This window comes from Acinetobacter sp. A3 (assembly GCF_012371415.1).
Lineage (GTDB): Bacteria > Pseudomonadota > Gammaproteobacteria > Pseudomonadales > Moraxellaceae > Acinetobacter.
This window is the reverse complement of record NZ_JAAZQW010000015.1, coordinates 38791-59670: the sequence shown is the minus strand read 5'-3', so window position 1 is coordinate 59670 and position 20880 is coordinate 38791. Positions and strand designations below refer to the sequence as shown.

Annotated in this window: 18 protein-coding genes and 1 tRNA gene; 4 read left to right on the top strand and 15 right to left on the bottom strand. The window is 42.6% G+C overall.

The features are described from left to right. Positions 1–140 precede the first annotated feature (140 nt). Entirely contained in the window at positions 141–1088 is a 948-nt protein-coding gene (locus HHA42_RS06980) for a pirin family protein (RefSeq protein ID WP_168525966.1), read from the bottom strand. 246 nt (positions 1089–1334) lie between these two features. Between HHA42_RS06980 and HHA42_RS06975 the strand changes: the two genes are divergently transcribed. Further along, positions 1335–2627 (top strand): GGDEF domain-containing protein, encoded by a 1293-nt coding sequence (locus tag HHA42_RS06975; protein WP_171525576.1) that lies wholly within the window; start codon positions 1335–1337, stop codon positions 2625–2627. Between the two features lie 216 nt (positions 2628–2843). On the opposite strand, the gene guaA is transcribed toward HHA42_RS06975, so the two are convergent. Both guaA and HHA42_RS06965 read right to left on the bottom strand, forming a co-directional pair. Beyond that, positions 2844–4412, bottom strand: a complete 1569-nt coding sequence (gene guaA / locus HHA42_RS06970) for a glutamine-hydrolyzing GMP synthase (RefSeq protein ID WP_168525963.1) — start codon at positions 4410–4412, stop codon at positions 2844–2846. Between the two features lie 224 nt (positions 4413–4636). Continuing rightward, positions 4637–5059: a DoxX family protein gene (locus HHA42_RS06965; RefSeq protein WP_168525961.1), complete on the bottom strand. Its 423-nt coding sequence runs from the start codon at positions 5057–5059 to the stop codon at positions 4637–4639. A 231-nt stretch (positions 5060–5290) separates the two neighbouring features. On the opposite strand from HHA42_RS06965, the gene HHA42_RS06960 reads away from it, so the two are divergent. Further along, positions 5291–5926: a DedA family protein gene (locus tag HHA42_RS06960; protein ID WP_168525959.1), complete on the top strand. Its 636-nt coding sequence runs from the start codon at positions 5291–5293 to the stop codon at positions 5924–5926. 104 nt (positions 5927–6030) lie between these two features. On the opposite strand, the gene HHA42_RS06955 is transcribed toward HHA42_RS06960, so the two are convergent. The 5 genes from HHA42_RS06955 to HHA42_RS06935 form a co-directional block, all read right to left on the bottom strand. After that, on the bottom strand, positions 6031–6621 hold the full coding sequence (locus HHA42_RS06955) for a LysE family transporter (RefSeq protein WP_168418964.1): 591 nt from the start codon (positions 6619–6621) through the stop codon (positions 6031–6033). A gap of 225 nt (positions 6622–6846) precedes the next feature. Next, positions 6847–7242 carry a hypothetical protein gene (locus tag HHA42_RS06950; RefSeq protein ID WP_168418965.1) on the bottom strand — a complete coding sequence of 132 codons (396 nt, stop codon included), beginning with the start codon at positions 7240–7242 and terminating at the stop codon, positions 6847–6849. 15 nt (positions 7243–7257) lie between these two features. After that, positions 7258–8094 carry a ParA family protein gene (locus HHA42_RS06945; protein ID WP_104852856.1) on the bottom strand — a complete coding sequence of 279 codons (837 nt, stop codon included), beginning with the start codon at positions 8092–8094 and terminating at the stop codon, positions 7258–7260. Positions 8095–8195: 101 nt separating this feature from the next. Further along, positions 8196–8588 (bottom strand): SirB2 family protein, encoded by a 393-nt coding sequence (locus HHA42_RS06940; protein WP_104852855.1) that lies wholly within the window; start codon positions 8586–8588, stop codon positions 8196–8198. A 13-nt stretch (positions 8589–8601) separates the two neighbouring features. Beyond that, on the bottom strand, positions 8602–8913 hold the full coding sequence (locus HHA42_RS06935; RefSeq protein ID WP_104852854.1) for a BolA family protein: 312 nt from the start codon (positions 8911–8913) through the stop codon (positions 8602–8604). 236 nt (positions 8914–9149) lie between these two features. On the opposite strand from HHA42_RS06935, the gene HHA42_RS06930 reads away from it, so the two are divergent. Next, positions 9150–9225: transfer RNA gene (locus tag HHA42_RS06930), tRNA-Gly, on the top strand. Between the two features lie 185 nt (positions 9226–9410). Here HHA42_RS06930 and HHA42_RS06925 read toward each other — a convergent pair. Further along, positions 9411–10640: a hypothetical protein gene (locus HHA42_RS06925; protein ID WP_168525957.1), complete on the bottom strand. Its 1230-nt coding sequence runs from the start codon at positions 10638–10640 to the stop codon at positions 9411–9413. 250 nt (positions 10641–10890) lie between these two features. On the opposite strand from HHA42_RS06925, the gene HHA42_RS06920 reads away from it, so the two are divergent. After that, a complete protein-coding gene (locus HHA42_RS06920) occupies positions 10891–12261 on the top strand; it encodes a phosphomannomutase CpsG (protein ID WP_168525955.1) in 1371 nt (456 codons plus the stop codon). Positions 12262–12361: 100 nt separating this feature from the next. On the opposite strand, the gene galE is transcribed toward HHA42_RS06920, so the two are convergent. The 6 genes from galE to HHA42_RS06890 form a co-directional block, all read right to left on the bottom strand. Continuing rightward, positions 12362–13378, bottom strand: a complete 1017-nt coding sequence (gene galE, locus HHA42_RS06915) for a UDP-glucose 4-epimerase GalE (protein ID WP_168525953.1) — start codon at positions 13376–13378, stop codon at positions 12362–12364. Next, on the bottom strand, positions 13371–15086 hold the full coding sequence (gene pgi / locus HHA42_RS06910; protein WP_168525951.1) for a glucose-6-phosphate isomerase: 1716 nt from the start codon (positions 15084–15086) through the stop codon (positions 13371–13373). The genes galE and pgi overlap by 8 nt, the downstream gene beginning before the upstream one ends. Next, positions 15086–16354 (bottom strand): nucleotide sugar dehydrogenase, encoded by a 1269-nt coding sequence (locus HHA42_RS06905; RefSeq protein WP_168525949.1) that lies wholly within the window; start codon positions 16352–16354, stop codon positions 15086–15088. The genes pgi and HHA42_RS06905 overlap by 1 nt, the downstream gene beginning before the upstream one ends. 306 nt (positions 16355–16660) lie before the next feature. Next, complete coding sequence (galU, locus tag HHA42_RS06900; RefSeq protein WP_168525947.1) at positions 16661–17542, bottom strand: UTP--glucose-1-phosphate uridylyltransferase GalU; 882 nt, start codon at positions 17540–17542, stop codon at positions 16661–16663. 24 nt (positions 17543–17566) lie between these two features. Further along, positions 17567–19441, bottom strand: a complete 1875-nt coding sequence (locus tag HHA42_RS06895) for a nucleoside-diphosphate sugar epimerase/dehydratase (RefSeq protein WP_168525945.1) — start codon at positions 19439–19441, stop codon at positions 17567–17569. A 253-nt stretch (positions 19442–19694) separates the two neighbouring features. After that, positions 19695–20870, bottom strand: a complete 1176-nt coding sequence (locus HHA42_RS06890; protein ID WP_168525943.1) for a DegT/DnrJ/EryC1/StrS aminotransferase family protein — start codon at positions 20868–20870, stop codon at positions 19695–19697. Between the last annotated feature and the right edge of the window lie 10 nt (positions 20871–20880).

Genomic DNA, 20880 nt, shown 5'->3' with positions numbered 1-20880 from the left:
AAAAGATAATCATTTAAATCTCTAATAAATACCCACCTTGCCACTACTGAATCGACATAGACAAAATGAGCACTTATACAAATATTTGTCTATATTTTTAGTTATAGTTAATTACTCCCTATAGATTGATATTCCATCATTTATTTTGATGCACGCATTTTTGCGGGGAAAGTCGGTGCTTCTAAACGTGGCCCATCATAGTCTGGAATTGTGCCAAAACGGGGATCATGATTGACCCATTGCTCACGTGCAATGCTGAGTTCCTCTTGGGTACGACCGACGAGATTCCACCACAACAAAATTGGCGACTCAAAAGGTAATCCACCCAATAGCAACAAACGCGCACCCGCATGTAAATCTAGCTGAATTTCGGTTAAACCTGGTTCAAGCACCAGCATATTTTCATCGTTTAATTCATGCCCATGCACAGTGGCTGTGCCTTCCAACATCATCAAACCATATTCAAATTTAGGATTCAGCGGCAAACGGGTTGTCGTGCTGGTTTCACTATAAATATCTACCCCTAGCAACTCACTATGTACCAATACTGGCGAAGTAGTATTTAAAAACTCACCAACTAAGATGGTAAATTCCACTCCATCTTGCTGAACCACAGGCAACTCAGGGTAATGATCAAAACGTGGCGCCATATTGCGCTGATCATCAGGTAAAGCAATCCACAGTTGCGCTGTATGCATGTGTGTTTCGGTGTCGGGAGCAACTTCGGTATGTGAAATACCATAACCTGCAGTCATTAAATTAACCTGTTTGGGACGAATCAATTGCTTAGTACCCAAGCTGTCGGTATGCATAATGCTGCCTTCAATCATCCAGGTGAATGTTTGCAAACCAATATGCGGATGCGGCCCGACATCTAAGCCTTCACCTTGTGGAAAATTAACAGGACCTGCGTGATCTAGAAAACACCATGCCCCAATCATGCGTTTATGCCGACTCGGTAAAGCACGTTTAATTAAAGTTCCCTGCCCAATTTCAGCACTACGCAGCGGAAATTCCTGTATAAATTGCTTAACGTACTTATCACAATCGTCTGAATTGGAAAGCTCGGTATAATTGCTATTGCTCATCCTATACCTCTTATATTTCTGTAAATTCCTTGACTATTAAATACGCTAAATCACTAACGAAGAGCAAGATGAAATTTGTTGTTCTGATTTTTATGGTTCAAACTTGAACTACACCTTAAAATATATGGCATAATTTTGACCAAAATTTAAAAAAAATAGAGAAAATACCCAAATTTAGGGAGGTTATTTTTTCTGCATTTTGCGCATAATCCTAACTATAAGTTGTCAATTTGAGTAAATATCGCTATGTCTGTAAAAGCTCGAATGGGAGAACAGACCCGTTCGAAGATTTTAAGCAATCAGGAAGCCTCAGAAAAACTTTTAAAAACAACTGAGTGTGATCTTGAAAACCGACAAGCAATTGAAAAAGCATTGCAGCACCCTGCTGCGCAACTTCCACCACAATTTGAAACACATTTTTATCAACACCAAAATTTACATCAGCGTCGTTATTTACGCCAAGTCAATTACATTGGGCAAATGACGTTCCTGCTGTATTTCTTTATCGATTATTTCATCATTCCAGATGTCACTACGCTCTCGGCCACACTCCGTCTCAGTGCTGTTGTATTGGCGCTGATTGGCAATTATTTCTGCTTTAAATTGATCAAAGATATTCGCCTGCTGGATTTAATTTTACCGGTCAGCGCCACACTGTGCTGCGGTATTTGGTTCTATATCCTGTCGCAATCACAAAGCCCTTGGATTTCCACTTATGTTTATGCCTCGGTCATTTTTGTACTCATGGCCAATCTGTGTATTCAAGTGCGTTTCCGCCCTGCGGTCTATAATTCATTGGTCATGAGCGTACTCATGTTTTTTGGGGTGATTTCCCTCACCAACTTGCAGGATGCCTTAGTTTTTATGGTGATGTATATCCCTGTATGTTTGTTGAGTTTGTATATCAGCTGGATCAATACCCTAAATGCCCGCCATCACTTTTTACGCAGTTTGCTGGATGACTGGAATTTTCATACCTTGCAAGCCTTGGCGCATACCGATGAACTGACCCAACTCAATAACCGACGTCAGTTTGTACACATGGCAGAACACAAAATTCATGCATGGCCTAAATCTGAATCGGTCTGCTTGTTGATGTTTGATGTCGACTTTTTTAAACAAATTAACGATACCTATGGGCACGATATTGGAGATCGAGTCTTACAAAATATTGCAGACATTGCCCGTAAAGAAATGCGCCGCAAGGATATTTTGGCACGCTTTGGCGGTGAAGAGTTTATTGCACTGCTTAGTGAAACCAGCTTAGATGAAGCACTGATGATTTCAGAGCGCTTAAGACAAAAAATTGCTCAGCATGAAATGTGCATTGATAAAAAATGTTTTAATTTCACTGTCTCCATTGGCGTGTCGAGTTTAAAACCACAACAAACCGACTTGCAAACCCTGATTAAAGAAGCCGATTTGGCCTTATACCAAGCCAAACAACGTGGACGAAATTGTGTCATCAGCTTTGATGTGGGGATGCCTGAGCCCCCTAAATCTGCGGTAAAAAAAGAAATTAAATCTTGGATTGTTTAGCATACATAAAAAAAGAGCACATGGAGTGCTCTTTTTTATGTGTAAGAGGAAAACCTAGCTGCCGCAAGCATCTTGCACCTATCTTAAAGCTGTGCTTTAAAATGGGCTCATGTCGTAATTTAGGAACGAAGCAGTGCTGCTTGGAACCCCTAGCTGCCGCGCGCATAGCGCTTGGCGTAATTCAGGCACGAAGCAGTGCTTCGTGAAATCCCTGAATTACTCCCATTCAATGGTTGCAGGTGGTTTAGATGATACGTCATACACCACACGTGAAACTTCTGCAATTTCATTCATAATGCGTGTTGAAATACGATCCACCAAGTCATACGGCAAGTGTGCGAAACGTGCGGTCATAAAGTCCACTGTTTCTACGGCACGTAGTGCGATTACCCATGCATAACGACGACCATCACCGACTACACCAACAGATTTTACAGGTTGGAATACTGCAAATGCTTGAGCTGTTTTGTCATACCAGCCACTTGCACGTAATTCCTGCATGAAAATATCATCAGCTAGACGTAAAATGTCTGCATATTCTTTTTTCACTTCACCCAAAATACGCACGCCCAAACCTGGACCTGGGAATGGATGGCGGTAAATCATGCTGTGTGGCAAGCCTAAAGTGGTGCCAAGCTTACGAACTTCATCTTTAAACAAGTCACGTAATGGTTCAACCAATTCAAAAGCTAAATCTTCTGGTAAACCGCCCACGTTGTGGTGTGATTTAATCACATGCGCTTTGCCTTGTTTGCTGGCTGCAGATTCAATCACGTCTGGGTAAATCGTACCTTGTGCCAAGAATTTCACGCCATCCAGCTTACGTGCTTCTTCGGCAAAAACTTCAATAAATTCACGACCAATGATTTTACGTTTTTTCTCTGGATCAACTTCACCAGCCAATGCACCTAAGAAACGCTGTTCAGCGTCGGCACGAATTACGCGAATCCCCATGTTTTCTGCAAACATTTGCATCACTTGATCGCCTTCGTTCAAGCGCAACAAACCGTTGTCTACAAATACACACGTTAATTGATCGCCAATGGCACGGTGCAATAAGGCAGCAACTACAGATGAATCGACACCACCTGATAAGCCAAGTAATACTTTTTCATTGCCAATTTGCTGACGTAATTGTTCTACACGCAAGTCGATGATGTGTTCTGGTGTCCACAAACCACGGCAGCCACAAATTTGATGTACGAAGTTAGACAGTAATTCTGCACCTTTAGCCGTGTGCGTTACTTCTGGGTGGAATTGAATACCATAGAAACGGCGTGTTTCATCAGAAATCATCGCCACAGGGCAGCTTGGTGTGCTTGCCGTAATTTGGAAGCCTTCTGGAATACGTGCCACTTTATCGCCATGGCTCATCCAAACGTGCAATTGGTTTTCACGGTCTTGCAAGTTACCAATCAGTTTGTCACGTACCAAAATATCGACTTCGGCATAACCGAATTCATGCACTGAACCTGCTTCAACCTTACCGCCCAGTTGTTCTGACATGGTTTGTAGGCCATAGCAGATACCCAGTACAGGTACGCCTAAGTTAAATACAATTTCAGGTGCGCGTGGACTACCCTCTTGGTGAACACTTTCAGGTCCACCCGATAAGATAATACCGTTTGGATTAAATGCACGAATGTCTTCTTCCGACATATCGTAGGCATACATTTCAGAATATACACCCGCTTCACGAACACGACGTGCGATCAGCTGGCTATATTGCGAACCGAAATCCAGAATCAGGATACGATCTTCAGTAATTTGAGTATTGGTAGTCATGACAAACAACTATAGAAAGGCAAACGAATTAAGCGCGCTATTCTAGCATTTTTCCGCGCCTTGCGCACACTATTCAGACAATCCTAAAAATGGCTATTTTTCTTCGTGATATTGCAGTGACCACATACTCTAAGTTTTAAAAGACTATGCATTTTCTATGGCATAAAAAAAGCAACCTTCTTGAAGATTGCTTAAATTGTTGAGCTGATGTGGAAATCAATGACTTACTTTTTTGCTTCCAAAAGATGGTCTAGACTTATTTTGCCTGCACCGTAAAGCATGATGTAGAAGAAACTGCCAGCCAAACCAATATTTTTCATAAAGTTCAGCGCATCTTCTGGTGCAGCATGGAATAAAAATGCAGTTAAAAGACTAAAAACACCTAAACTCAGACCCACAACATGTGCTTGTAAACCGAATAGAATTGCCAAACCACCACCAAGTTCTAGCAAAATCACCAAAGGCAGTAGTGAACCTGAAACACCCATAGCTTGCATATAGCCCACTGTTGCATCATAGCCTGCTATTTTGCCCCAACCAGATACAATAAATAAATACGCTAAAAAAGCACGTGCAAATAAACTTACAATGGCTTGCACACTTGCTTTTTCGACCACACTTTTTAGCACAACATTTGGATTAAACATCAGATCACCTATATTTTTGATTCATTCTTGAAGACAAATACATCTTAGTTTTTTCAAAATTCAGGATAAATACGCATTTAAAAGACATGTTGTTGCATCTATGCAATGAAAAAGAACCGATGTGGCTGGTCTGGCATCCCTAAAATTACTGTGAAAATTATTTACCTTTTCATACTGACTTTCCGCTTGTGGACTGCTAGGATTTGAGCACACTTTCGCTTGTTTTTTCCCATGGAACTGATTGATTTTATATTACACGTCGATGAACATTTGCTCGAATTCATCACCCAATATGGGGTATGGATTTACGCCATTTTATTCCTGATTATTTTTGTAGAAACAGGCTTAGTGGTCATGCCGTTTTTACCAGGCGACAGTTTACTTTTTGCAGCAGGTGCACTCGCTGCTTCAACAGGTGTGATGAACCCTTGGTTACTCGGAGTTTTACTATTCATAGCCGCAGTGCTGGGCGATACCCTGAATTATCATATTGGTAAATATATTGGCCCACGGGTTTTCGAGCTTGAATCACGTTTTATTAATAAAAAGCATTTGATCGAAACTCAAAAGTTTTTTGAGCGTCATGGCGGTAAAACTATTATTTTTGCCCGCTTTGTGCCTTTTGCACGTACCTTTGCGCCCTTTGTGGCGGGTGCAGGCAGCATGAATTATAAATACTTTCTGACCTATAACGTGGTTGGGGCATTTTGTTGGATTGCTTCGTTTATTACCCTAGGCTACTTATTTGGAAATATGCCAATTGTGAAAGACAATTTCACCTATTTAATTTTCGGTATTATTATTCTGAGTGTTTTGCCAGGGGTGATTGGTTTTATTCGCCAAAAACTCAAGAAAAAGGCTGCTTAAGTGTACGCATATTGGAAAAATTCAAGCGTTGAATACTCTACCTACAAGGATGCACTACGCATCCTTGGTTTGATGATCTTTACTTCGATTCTATATTTGTGCCTTTAAAAAAACCGTGCTACCACAGGCAACATACATACCACTAAAAGTAAGGCCGAACCTTTATAGAGCAAATCGGCTGTGACTTTTTTAGTTTCTCTGGCCAAAATCACCCGTCCAAATGACATCCAAAATAATGCGGTAGGCAACAACACCAAACTAAATAGCACATAGACCACAGCTACATTGGTCGGGTTATTCCAAGTTTCTACAGGGAAAATACCTGCAGCAAATAACAAAGCCTTTGGATTTTTAAAAGTTGAGAAAAATAATTGCGCAGGGCGAATGGTTGGATGCTTCTGACTGTGCTGCTCTAAATGCGACTGCTTCCATAAATGAAAGGCCATCCAAAATACATAGCCCGCACTCAAAATATGCAAAATATCAATAAAATACGGCCATATCGGGGCGCTTAAATGAATCAGCAGAGCCCATAAGCTAATTGCATAAGCATAGCCAAATAATTCTGCAGGAATCAGCATACTGGTTTTCGCAATGCCCTGTTGATGCGCTGAACTTGCCAATAATGCATTGGTCGGTCCAGGAATCATCAAGACCGCGATCATGGCCAAGACAAACCACCAACTTTCAATCATAAACACCAAAGTACGCCAGTCAAACAGGAGCACACCTTATATGAAAGCCATAAAAAAAGACAAGTTTTTCTAATACGCCAATACTGACCAAAGCGTATAAATATAACGACAATTCAATCTAAGTTTTTGTTTTTATATGTTTCATTTTAGGGAAGCTCTGAAACATTTTGCTAAAAAATTTTCAGCTATGGCTGTGCCATATAGGCACAACCACAGTGTTTTTTCTTAAGATGTCGCAGGTTTAAGCTTCACAATAATCGGGCAGGCTTTAAATTTTGCAGCCTGCACAATCGCTTCTTGTTCACCCAGTAAACGTGCTAATTCGGTATTTTTGGTATTGGAAGACTGTCCCATATTCACCGAAACACTAGGTCCAATGCCCCAACCACCTCGGCTGCCCCAGCCACCACCTAAGCCCACGCCTACACCAACGCCTGTACGTTTTGGTGCCTGCACACCACTTTCAATATATTGTTGAATGCGGTTATATTCACTTTGTAATTGCTGGCAATTCAAGGCCTGATAATGCGTAGGTGACACATAAGTCGGCTTGACTGTAGTCGCACACGCACCTAACAACACACTACTGACCGCCAAAAGACCGATTGCAAATGTTTTCATGTTCACCTCTATGTATCACACTTGCTCAATTTCATTGAACAACGATTGATAGGCCTGCGTCAATTTATGATCTGTTGCCAAATGAATTAATGGCAAATTTTTATGATGTGATTCTTTCATCAACACTGAAGGCGGCAACATGCTGTTCAAGACAGGCAATCCCTCATCTTTAAGTTGCTGAACCACTTCACGCGGCAACTTGGCCTGCGCCTGAAACTGATTCACCACAATCCCTTCAATTTCCAGATGCGGATTATGATCATCCTGAGTTTCCAATACATTTTCAATCAAGCTTTGTAAGGCACGTTTAGAAAACACATCACAGTCAAAAGGAATGAGCACCCGATCTGCAGCAATTAAGGCAGAGAGCGTAAAAAAGTTAAACGCAGGTGGAGTATCAATAAATACACGGTCATATTGATCCGACAATTGCTGTAAGGCATCACGTAGTTTATAAATTTTATGTTTAGATTCTAAGGCATGTGCCAAACCACCCAATTGCGGGCTAGCAGGAATCACATCCAGATTCTTGAACGGTGACTGATGCACATAAGCTTCTAAACCTTTGCTGCGGTTTTTTAAAATAGAGCCTAGCGCATTGCCCAATAAACCTTTGGACTGATTACCCCCCAAAACCTCTTCAAAATAATTTTCAATATTGGGTTCAAGCGCAGGTTTATCGGCAGAATAGGTCGCATCATCGCCCAGTAAATATTGGCTGGAGTTGGCTTGCGGGTCGAGATCAATTACCAGTGTTTTTAGCCCTTGATGAGCACTGATTGCTGCCAAATTCACGGTAATACTGGACTTTCCAACACCACCTTTCTGATTAAACACCACACGTGTGCGCATTGTCGCCCCTCGTTGAATGACTTCAGTTCTTGTTATATGTTCAGTTTAACCGACCCGCTATGATTGTTGGCGCATAGTGTCTAACAATCCTTAAACTTGCCCTAGCCAAAACTTGGTTTAAGCATAACCAAACCTAAAATGGCAATGAAAGCAATCAGGGCCAGTCCCCAGCCAACACGGCGCTGCACCAGCAAAATACGCTCATCTTTTTTATACGCTTTAATCAAAGAAGAAAGCATCACAAAAAATAAAATAATTTTGGCATAAAACCAAGCTTCGACCTGAAAATCCTTCAGAAATAAGGCAATGACTCCTGTCACCACAATCAGCGTGAGTGCCGAATGCTGCAAAGCTACAAAGACTTTCCATGCTTTAGGGTTTGGAGAGTGGTTCAATGTACCTTTAAATAAAGTCATGGCACGCACCACAATCACCAACAGCAACAAAGCCACTGCAGCAACGTGAATATTGTTCAGCATTGATAAATTTTCCATCTATAGCCTTCCCTTACGCATCTTTTGGTGCATGTGCACATTCAGGGCTTGACGTATCTTGGCCTTGCCACTCAGAGGCAACAAAGGCATGAATCGCAAGCGCATGAATTTTATTTGGCGCGAGTAGATCACCCACAGCAGCATAAATTTTTTGATGACGTTGTACCGAACGTAAGCCCTGAAAAACATCACTGACCATCACCACTTTAAAATGGGATTCTTTTCCTGGGAAATAACCGCCATGCCCTGCAGATTCATTCACAACTTCTAAATGACTTGGATTTAAAGCAGCTAAGCGTTGCAACAATTGTTGTTCTAAACTCATGATTGTATTTCCCAAAATGGTTTAAAGGCTGCCTAGCAGTATAACTGCGTTCTATACAATTCTCAGCACTTTGGCAGAATCATTCGTGCTTCGTGCCGTTACAGCGTGTTTTTCTACTTAAATTTGGCGATCTCATCGCCAGTTGTTCTAAAAAATGTCGTTTATTTATGCAATTAAGCTAATTTTTTGCATAAATGGATTGACCCTATTTTTGCATAATGTATTATACACCGCATGCGGGAATAGCTCAGTTGGTAGAGCACAACCTTGCCAAGGTTGGGGTCGCGAGTTCGAGTCTCGTTTCCCGCTCCAGAATTTTAAAAGCCTCAGTCGAATGACTGGGGCTTTTTTGTTGTAAAAAATATTCAACCTCTCCTTCACCAACATCACCCGATAGGGTGAAAATATGTTGATCACGGAGTCTGAGGGCATGGTCTACCGACATAGATATTCCAAGCCCAAGCTTCGCTTTTGTCCAGACCCAAATCTCAGTATGTCTACATCATCACAGCATGCATTTCCCACACATATTGACTGCGCATCAATTGTTTTAATTGTTTAAGGTCTTGATATTTTTCCAGTATCTCTTGTGCTCGAGCTAATTTTTGTTGGGCATGCCGATAGTCTTGCTCATATTTTCGATACAAATCTTGCACTTTAATTTTACGGTTAGAATATAAAAACTGACTCCAATTAAAAGAGTAAATAATGTCATCTACTTGCATTTGTAAAGTTTCTAACTGTTCTTCTAAAAGCAGGTTATACGCTTTTAATTGTTGATTGGCGAAAGATAGATTGTGCTGCTGACCCAACTGAATTTGCAAATTTAGCAAGCTCAATAAATCATTGGCTTCATAAGCTTGATTGGCTTGCTGCATCAATGCGGTTTTTTCTTGTTTTTTCTGCTCATCTTGCTCACGATCTGGGTGAATCCACGCTGTAATTTTTAAGTAAATCGTTTTGATGGACTGATTTGCCAGTTTCTTTGCTTCTTCACGCTGTTGCTGTTTTTTTGCTGCTTTGGCTTTTTCACGGGCAATTTGCTGTTCGGCAAAAGCTTTTTGAGCACCACTCAACTGACTTAAAAAATCTAGCTCCTCTTGATCTTGCATTTTTTGTTCAAATTTTTCTATAAAATCATCTAAATCTAATGGATCATGCTGAAAATCAAAAAAATCTAGATCTAGGTCATATTCTTCACAGAGAAAATGTTTCAAACTGTCCAACTTGAGCTGTGCTAGTCGTTCTTGTTCAGAAGCATCATCTTCAAAGCCACCTTGCTCAAAGTTTTCTTCTGCGAACTCAGCCTCAGTTTTAGCCTCAAACATCTCATCTAGATCATCTAAGTCTGGCCGCTCAAAATCATAGCCATAATGATTCAGCAATTCTGTTAAAAACTGAACTTGTTCGGCAGACATCTGCTGCGATTCTAAAAGCTGCAAACTGAGTTGCTCAATTTTTTGAGCAAGTTTAGTTTGTTGGGCTGCCGTCATTTTTTGTTGTTTTTGCTGAAGCAATTGTTGAATTTGCTGAAATATAATTTCACGCAATTGCGTATAGGTTGGTAAAATTTCTCGGCTGGCCCGTGCCTGAATATCGGCTTGTGCGGTCTGCCATTCATTCAAACGTACTTGTTCCTGCTCAATTTTTTGACATAATTTCTGAAATTTTTTCTGTGGCGCAGAAAGTTTCTGCTCTGGCTCTAAAGTACTTTTCTGTAATTTCATCTTCAATCATATCGAACACATAAGTCTGAGCCGTATTTTAACCAACTTCACTCAATAAAAAACACCCTTGCCATCACAACACCTTTTCTCATCCATGGTCTTTGACCTGCTCCATCTTGCAACAGCCCCACACACGGTTAATGACCTGAAACATCTTCAAGCAATTGATCTTCTATTCTGTACAGCACATTGCACATAGTTCGATTATCATAGGCAGCAATACGACTTTTCCAAATATTCAGGATAATACATGAGCAAACTCACTTGTTTTAAAGCCTATGACATTCGCGGAAAATTGGGCACAGAACTCAATGAAGAGATTGCCTATAAAATTGGTCGTGCTTACGGACAAATTTACCAACCCAAAACCGTTGCAATTGGCTGCGATATCCGTCTCAGCAGCGAAAGCTTAAAGCAAGCCACCATTCGTGGGTTAAATGATGTAGGGGTCAATGTGCTAGATTTAGGCATGACAGGTACAGAAGAAGTCTATTTCGCAGCTTTCCATTTAGACGTGCAAGGTGGAATTGAAGTGACTGCTAGCCATAACCCCATGGACTACAACGGCATGAAACTGGTACGTGAAAATGCACGTCCGATTAGTGCCGATACAGGTTTAAAAGACATTCAGGCTTTGGCAGAATCAGGCGAATTTACCCCAGTTGAGCACAAAGGCAGCACTCAAAGCTACAATATTTTGCCTGAATTTATTGAACATTTAATGACTTATATCGAGCCTAGCAAAATTCGTCCTATGAAACTGGTCATGAATGCAGGCAATGGCGCTGCAGGGCATGTGGTCGATGCAATTGAGCAAAAATTCAAAGCCCTGAATATCCCCGTTGAATTGGTCAAAATTCACAATGATGCTGATGGTACTTTCCCCAATGGCATCCCAAACCCAATTTTAGTGGAAAACCGTGACAGCACCCGTAATGCTGTATTAGAGCATCAAGCGGACATGGGCATTGCATGGGATGGTGACTTTGACCGCTGTTTCTTGTTCGATGAAAAAGGCCAGTTTATTGAAGGTTATTATATTGTTGGCTTATTGGCACAGGCGTTTTTGCTCAAACAAGCAGGCGAAAAAATTGTGCATGACCCGCGTTTGGTCTGGAATACCTTTGATGTAGTCGCGCAATATCAGGGTGAAGCGATTCAATCTAAATCTGGACATGCCTTTATTAAAGATGTAATGCGTGAGCACAATGCCGTTTACGGCGGTGAAATGAGTGCACACCACTATTTCCGTGATTTCGCCTATTGTGACAGCGGCATGATTCCATGGTTATTGGTAGTTTCGGTATTGTCTGAAACAGGACAATCACTATCCAGTCTGGTCGAAGAAATGATTGCCAAGTTCCCATGTTCGGGCGAAATTAACTTTAAAGTGGCCGATACTCAAGCCACCATCCAAAAAATCTTTGAGCATTATGCCAGCCAAAACCCAACAATTGACCAAACCGATGGCGTGAGTCTTGACTTTGGGGCATGGCGTTTTAATGTGCGCGCTTCAAATACTGAGCCTTTATTGCGCTTAAATATTGAAAGCCGTCGTGATCAAAACCCACGTCCGATGCAGGACTATGTGGATGAGTTGACGCAATTGATTCAAGCTTAATCTGAAAAATCAAAGCAATATAAACAATGGGAGTCAAAACTGATTCCCATTGTTTATGCTCTAAACTTTGTGGCTGAGTGTATAGCTGGAATCATTCATCTTAACGATAACCATTCGGATTCTGCTTTTGCCAGTTCCAACTATCGGCCAACATATCTTCTAAGCCATATTGTGGACTCCAACCCAGTTCTTGCACGGCGCGGCTATTATCTGCAAAAGAGGTGGCCACATCGCCTTCACGACGTGGTGTAAACTCAAATGGAATCTGCACACCATTAACCTGTTCAAAAGTATTCTTCACTTGCAGCACCGAAATCCCATTGCCCGTACCAATATTCCAAGCACGGCAACCCTGTGCAGTCAAACGGTTATTCAAGGCACATAAATGCGCATTTGCCAAATCGACTACATGAATATAATCGCGCACCCCTGTACCATCTGGCGTAGCATAATCCTGCCCAAAAATAGACAGTTTTTCACGACGCCCTACTGCTACCTGAGTCACATAAGGCATTAAATTATTTGGAATACCTTGTGGGTCTTCTCCAATACGACCACTTTTATGCGCACCCACAGGGTTAAAATAACGCAATAAGGCAATCGACCAACGAGGATCTGCTGCGGCAGCTTTTTCTAAGAGCTGTTCCACAATCAGTTTGGTATAGCCATAATTATTGCTTGGCATTCCTGTTGGCATATCTTCATTCAGTGGTGAAATATTGGCTTCGTCATATACCGTGGCTGATGAGCTAAATACCAGTTTAAATACATTGGCACGTTGCATGGCCTGAATCAGGCTGATTGAACCTGCAATATTGTTGTCAAAATAATTGAGTGGAATTTGCTGGCTTTCTCCAACTGCTTTCAAACCTGCGAAATGAATCACCGCATCAATTTGATGTTGCGCAAACACAGCATCCAAAGCAGCAGTATCACGAATATCACCTTGAATAAACTGCAAGGTTTTGCCCGTCAGTTGCTGCACCCGCGCCAACGATTCTGCCGAGCTATTAGATAAATTATCTAGCACCACCACACTATGCCCTGCATTCAGCAATTCCACACAGGTATGTGAACCGATATAGCCCGCACCGCCTGTTACTAAAATATTAGCCATCTATTTTTCCTAATAAAATTTTTAATAAACCTTGGGTCGATGCATCGAGTGCAGATAAATCCTGTTGCTGCCCATTTAAAATCGGCAAGAGCTGATTGGCAATTTCCTTGCCTTTTTCTACGCCCCATTGGTCAAAGGGATTGATATTCCACAGCACCGATTGTACAAAGACTTTGTGTTCATACAAAGCAATCAACATGCCCAAGCTATACGGATTGAGTTCTTGCAATAAAATACTGGTACTTGGCTGATTACCACTGTACTGCTTATACGCCGCTAAGCCATCTAACTCCTGCTGATCTAAAGCCTGATTGCCAAAGGCCAAAAGCCGCGACTGCGCCAAGCAGTTGGACAAGGCCAAATGGTGCTGCTCTACTAAAGCCTCAGCATTTTCAGCATAGGTAAATTGATTGGCATTATAACGCTGCACAGGGGCAATAAAATCGCAGCTAACCGCATGCGTCCCTTGATGCAACAATTGATAGAACGCATGCTGTGCATTCGGCCCAACCTCACCCCAAACAATCGGACAGGTATCCAAGTTAACCGCCTCACCATTGCGCTGAATGGATTTACCATTAGATTCCATCTCCAACTGCTGTAAATAAGAGGCGAAGTATTTTAAGCGTCCATCATAAGGCAAGACCGCATGAGTCTGAATATTCAGGAAGTTATTATTCCACACCCCCAGCAAACCCATCAGCACCGGGATGTTCTGATCAAATGCAGCAGTTTGAAAATGCTGATCAACCGCATGTGCACCTGCTAAAAACCGTTGAAAACCCGCAACGCCAATGGTCAGGGCAATCGGTAAGCCAATACACGACCATAGCGAATAGCGACCACCCACCCAATCCCACAGCAAGAGCTGATTTTCAGGACAAATGCCCCAAGCGGTCATTTTATCAGCTTTGGTGGATACCCCAATAAAGTGATGTTTCAGAATTTGCGCATGTGTACCCAAGGCCTTTTCTAGCCATTGTTTCACGGTCTGTGCATTGGATAAGGTATCAATGGTGCCAAAAGACTTGGAGGAAATAATAAATAAAGTGGTTTCAGGACGCAGACGATGCAGCAATTCAGATAGCTGGCTGCCATCCATGGTAGACACAAAATGTACATTCAGTGGTTTTTCAGTTGCCACTTTAAAATCAGATAAGGCTTGGGTCACCATCAACGGGCCTAAATCTGAGCCGCCCACACCAATATTGACCACATCCTGAATCACTTCACCCGTGGCACCACGGTATTGGCCTGCATGGATTTTTCCCACCAAGGCATACATACGCTCAAGCTGGGTATGGACTAGATCAGTCAATGCAGCGTAAGCATCGGTCTGTTCGGAAGCGCATGCTGCTGTACTGGTCGCAGGCAAACGCAAGGCCCAATGCATCGCATCGCGCTGTTCGGTATAGTTGATTTTCTCTGAGCCCGTTGCCGTTGAAAATAAACGTCCAATCCACTCAGCAAGCTGACTCTGTTGTGCAAACTGAACCAGGGTCTGCAACACGTTGGCATCAATCCGATGCTTGCTATAATCAAACAGCACACTATCCAAAGCTACCGAGAAACGCTGAAAACGCTGTGGATCTTGAGCAAACAGCTGATTTAAATGCCGCTGCTGAAACTGTTGCTGCAATTGTTGTAATTGCTGCAAGGCGGTTTGCTGTGGCTGATTATTTGCCTGTGATGTTGTGGTACCCATCATTAGCGACCGACTCCCATATAAGCAAAACCTTGTGCCTTCACAAATTCAGGATCATAAATATTACGACCATCCAAAATCAGCGGATGCTGCATCTGCTGCAACAAAGTTGGATAAGCCAAACTCCAATATTGTTTCCACGCGGTCAGCACACATAATGCCGATGCACCTTCGACGGCTTGGTATTGGTCTGCACATAAAATTAGATCATCGCGCTGACCATACTGTGCCACAATTTCAGGCAAGGCTTGTGGGTCATGCAATTTGACCGTCACACCCTGCGCCCACAACGCAGGCAACATCACATGAATGGGAGAATGTTGCACCCTTGCGGTATTTTCTTTAAAGGCTGCACCCCAAATGGCCACAGTTTTGCCGTTTAAATCGCCCTGATAATAATTCCACAGCTTTCTAAACAAAAGTTCTTTTTGTTGTTCGTTAATATCCCAAACCTGCGCCAACAGCTGACTTTTTACCCCTGTGGTGGATACGGTACTGGCCAGAGTCTGAATATCATGGCTAAAGTTTTCGCCACCAAATCCCGCACCAGGATACATATACGATGCACCAATACGGCTATCTGCCGCCATACCCTGCCGCACATGCTCAATATCAATCCCCAGTTTTTCTGCCACCACCGCCAAGTCATTGATATAACTGATACGGGTTGCCAGCATGCCTGAAATACTCAGTTTGGTAAATTCTGCATCCAACACGGGCATAAACAGGTATTGCTGTGCACGTGGAAATAAAGGGCGGAGTAATTCTTTGAGTTTGACTTGCGCACGTTCATTTTCACAACCCACCGTGAGTTGCTGTGCGCGGGTCATACTTTGAATGGCATTGCCCTCTTGAATCATGTCGGGCAAATATATCCAGTCATCTTGTGGCAAGATTTTTTGCAGGCGCTGTGTGCCATTTAAGCCCAAAGTCGAGGCATTGATCATCAATTTAGGGTGAATGATCGGACGTTGTTGCAACTGCCCCAAAACGGTTAAGGCGTGGGTTTCTTCAGTCGGGTTCAAACTCAGTACATAAACATCTACATCTAAAGGCAAGGCCGCAAAATTGCAATATTGCAAAAAGCCTTTGCTGCGTTGTTGTTGTAATAACAGGCTCAAAGCTTGGTCTTGAAAGCTGAGATGTTGCTGTTCTAGTGGATGAGCAGCATCCTGAAAGATATCGCACCAATAAACTTGATGCCCACATTCTGCCAAGAGTGCAGACATCACGCCTGCATAGAGGGTTTTTCCAAAGACTGCGACTTTCAAAATGTGTTCCTGTGTATTGGTTGATGCTGTTTATTTCACGTGGGTTCCTCCCTTTTTTAAAGGGAGGTTAGGAGGGATTTTTACATTTCATCCTTTCCTACATCATATATGAATAACTTTTCAGGTTTTTTAATCCCCCTCCTTGCGCCATACATGGCTCACCTTTTGCAAAGGGGAAGTTCGCACTAGCAAAAGCTTTATAATGGATGTTCCTCCCTGAGCAAGAGTTTAAGCACTGCTTTAAATTCTTGCGTAAGAAGGGAGGCTAGGAGAGATTTTCTAATCTTCCCCCCCCCTTAATCACCTTTATGACTCAAGCTTTAATTCTTCAATCAAGGCTTTGAAATCATCCCCTAATTTTGGATGATCCACCCCATAATGCAATACCGCTTTTAAATAGCCCAACTTACTGCCACAGTCAAAGGTCTGACCTTGCATACGATAGGCTTCCACCACACTATTTTGTTGCAACATGGCAATGGCATCGGTCAGTTGAATTTCATTGCCTGCACCTTTAGGGGTATTTTCCAGTAGAGTCATAATTTCTGCAGGCAAGACATAACGCCCCACCACCGATAAATTGGAAGGAGCTGTACCCACTGCAGGTTTTTCTACAATGCCCTGCATCACGGTACTTTCACCTTCTGCAGGTGCTGCAGCTACATCCACAATACCGTATTGATCGACCAGATGATCTGGTACAGCTTCGACCATAATCTGTGCAGCCTGAGATTGCTCAAAACGTTGAATCATGCGTGCTAAGTCATTTTTTGTAGCATCATCTTTGACCAATACATCTGGTAGCAATACCGCAAAGGCTTCATCACCCACCACAGATTTTGCGCAGAGTACCGCATGGCCTAAACCCAAAGGCTGTGGCTGACGCACGCTGACCACGCTGACCTGCGGTGGTAAAATTTCGGTAATTTCTTTTAGCAAATCCCACTTTTGCTTCTGCTCTAATGTGGTTTCTAGCTCAAAGTTACGGTCAAAGTAGTTTTCAATTGACGCTTTGGAAGAATGCGTGACCAGAATAATCTGTTCAATACCGGCAGCAACCGCTTCACGCACCACATATTCAATCGCAGGACGATCGACCACAGTCACCATTTCTTTAGGAATAGATTTACTGGCTGGTAAAAAGCGGGTACCTAAACCTGCAACGGGTAAAATGGCTTTTTTAATCATATGTCTTAACCTGATCTCGATATTTTAATTTACTTTGACTTCTTTACCACGGACATAACCATCTACATAGTATTCGAGTTGTGTTAAAGCCCAATCAATATCACTTTGAATTGCGGTTAACTCATTTAAACGCTCAAAGACCAACAACAATTCATCTAACGGATACATTTTCTCAAAAGAACGTAAAATACGGCTGTGTTGGGTAATTTCGGTATTATCGGCATCAATCAACAATTCTTCGTAGAGTTTTTCGCCTGGACGTAAGCCTGAATATTGAATTTCAATATCACCTTCCTGACTGCCCGTTTCTCGTACTTTTAAACCACTCAGTGCAATCATTTGACGGGCTAAATCCTGAATTCGTACAGGTTCACCCATATCCAGCAGGAATACATCGCCCCCCTGACCCAAAGCACCCGCCTGAATCACCAATTGCGAGGCTTCTGGAATGGTCATAAAGTAACGCGTTACTTCAGGATGGGTCACTGTAATTGGCCCACCTTTGGCAATTTGCTGTTTGAACAACGGTACAACTGAACCCGATGAGCCCAAGACATTACCAAACCGTACAATGCTGATTTGGGTCTGATCCTGCACTTCTGCCATCGCTTGACAATACAACTCTGCCATACGTTTAGACGCCCCCATGACATTGGTCGGACGCACGGCTTTATCGGTAGAAATGAGTACAAAGGTTTCCACACCTGTTTTAACCGCTGCATTTAAGCTAAATGCCGTACCAATTGCATTATTTTTCAAGCCTGCCAATGGGTTACACTCCACCAAAGGCACGTGTTTGTAGGCAGCAGCATGGTACACAGTTTGAATCGCATACTGTTCCATCACCCGTTCCAGTTTGGCCTGATCCAACACTGAACCTAAAATTGGTATAATCGTGACATCGTTATTTAAGCGTAATTCTTTGTCAATGCTATACAACGCAAACTCGGTCAATTCATAAATCACCAATGCTTTGGGTTTATTTTTGACAATTTGACGACACAGTTCAGAGCCAATTGAGCCGCCCGCGCCTGTCACCAAAACCATTTTGTCTTGAATATTTTTAGCCAACAGTTCGGGCACAGGCGGCACTGGATCACGCCCCAACAAGTCAATAATATCGACTTCCTGAATATCCGATACGCGAATTTCACCATCGACTAGTTTGGTCAGTCCTGGAATTTCGGTAATTTTAATATGTGCAGGTTCTAAAAATTTGACAATCTCGCTTTTACGCATGCGTCCAACTGAAGGCAACGCAATCAAAATTTCATCAATATGCTTTTTCGGCATGACTTTTAATGCTGTTTCTGCATCATAGACTTTTAAACGGCCCAACTGTTGCCCAGTGAGGGACGGATCATCATCAATAAACAACACCGGTAAGTGTTCATCTGAGCTGTATAACGCTGCAGCAATTTGTTGCCCTGCATTGCCAGCCCCATAAATAGCCACCCGTTTTTTTTGTACATCGGCCTGCAAATAAGAACGCACGATGAAGCGAATAAAACCACGGCTAAACCAGACCCATGCGAACATGAGAAAGCCAAACATGAGTGGAATAGAGGTGGGAATAAAAGCATCGGTAAAATAGGCCAGCGCATACAGCCCTGCTACAGCCAAAGAAGTGCCAAGCCCTAGCTTGACCATAAACAGTTCGCTGTAGGTACGCACAATAAAGCGATACACCCCAAAAATAAACAGCGATGCAACTGCAATCAAGCTTGCCCAAATTGAACCATAGGCCAAATTAGGCACAACTTCTGCACCTAAATCAAACTGGCGAATGGCATAACACATCCACAACAGCACAGGAAGGACACAGAAGTCTAAAACAACCAAAAATGCAAGTTTGACTGAGCGCGGGGATTCTACAGCAGGTTCGATAAAGGATTTCACGGGATGAGGCTTCTCAATATTTTTTTACTGAAAATTGTCTATATATCTTAAATAGACAATTTTCAGTTCACACTATTTTTATCAAAGTAAAATATATCATTTACATATTTTACTCTATTTTCGGTTTAAAGATTAGATGACTCTATCGCATGAATAGTCTAGTGATGTAAATGCACCAACTCATCTGACGCAATCCTTTAAGCCCTATCACAAGATGAAGATCACCACTTGAAGACTGCATCATCAGTATGGCTTAGCCTGCCATCTGTTGTATCACCTGCTGAATCGCCGCAATAGTTTTTGTGATACTGTCATCGCTTAAGTTTGGATGGACCAAGAACATTAAACTGGTTTCGCCCAATTGCTGTGCATTTGCTAAACGCTGTGCAGGTCGCCATGTTGTACCATCAAAGGCGTGTTCCAAATATACTTCTGAGCATGAACCACTAAAACAAGGTACATTCAAAGCATTAATTTCCTGCATGATACGATCACGTGACCAATCTGCAGGTAACTGTTCGCTATTGACCTGCACATAGCACTTGTAGTTGGCATGTACATAGTCGCTGTCTGGATAGTGCACAGTAAAATATGGACTGTCCTGAAAGGCTGCCAAAATACGCTGTGCATGCTCGGTACGTTTTTGTGTCCATTCGGACATCTTCTTCAATTGAATCCGTCCAATCACAGCCTGCATTTCCATCATGCGCCAGTTGGTGCCAAAGGAGTCATGCAGCCAGCGGAAACCCGGTGGATGCTGCTTGTTATAGATGCTGTCGTAATTTTTACCATGATCTTTGTAGGACCACATTTTTTTCCATAAATTTTCATCGTTGGTGGTGACCATACCGCCTTCGCCACCCGTGGTCATGATTTTATCCTGACAGAATGACCAGGCGCCAATATGACCGATTGAACCTGCAGATTTCCCTTTGTACTTGGCACCATGTGCCTGCGCACAATCTTCAATAACATACAGGCCTTTGTCCTGCGCCAGTTGCATAATCGGGTCCATATCACACATCCAACCCGCCAAATGCACACAGATAATCGCTTTGGTATTTGGGGTCAGTACTGCTTCAATGGTTTGAGCTGAGATATTTTGAGAATCCAGTTCAACATCGGCGAAAATAGGATTTGCCCCAGCCGTCACAATCGAACTGGCCGACGCCAGAAAGGTGCGTGAAGTGACAATTACATCATCCCCAGCTCCAATCCCTAAGGCTTTTAAAGCAACATCGAGGGCCACGGTTCCATTGGCTAAAGCCACTGCATACTGGGTTTCAGCGAACTGGGCAAATTCTTTTTCAAACTCACGGCATTCCTGTCCGGTCCAGTAGTTGACTTTATTTGACAATAAAACCTGGGAAACCGCATCCGCTTCTTCCTGGGTAAAACTTGGCCATGGTTCAAATGCAGTGTTTAGCATGATGTTTCCT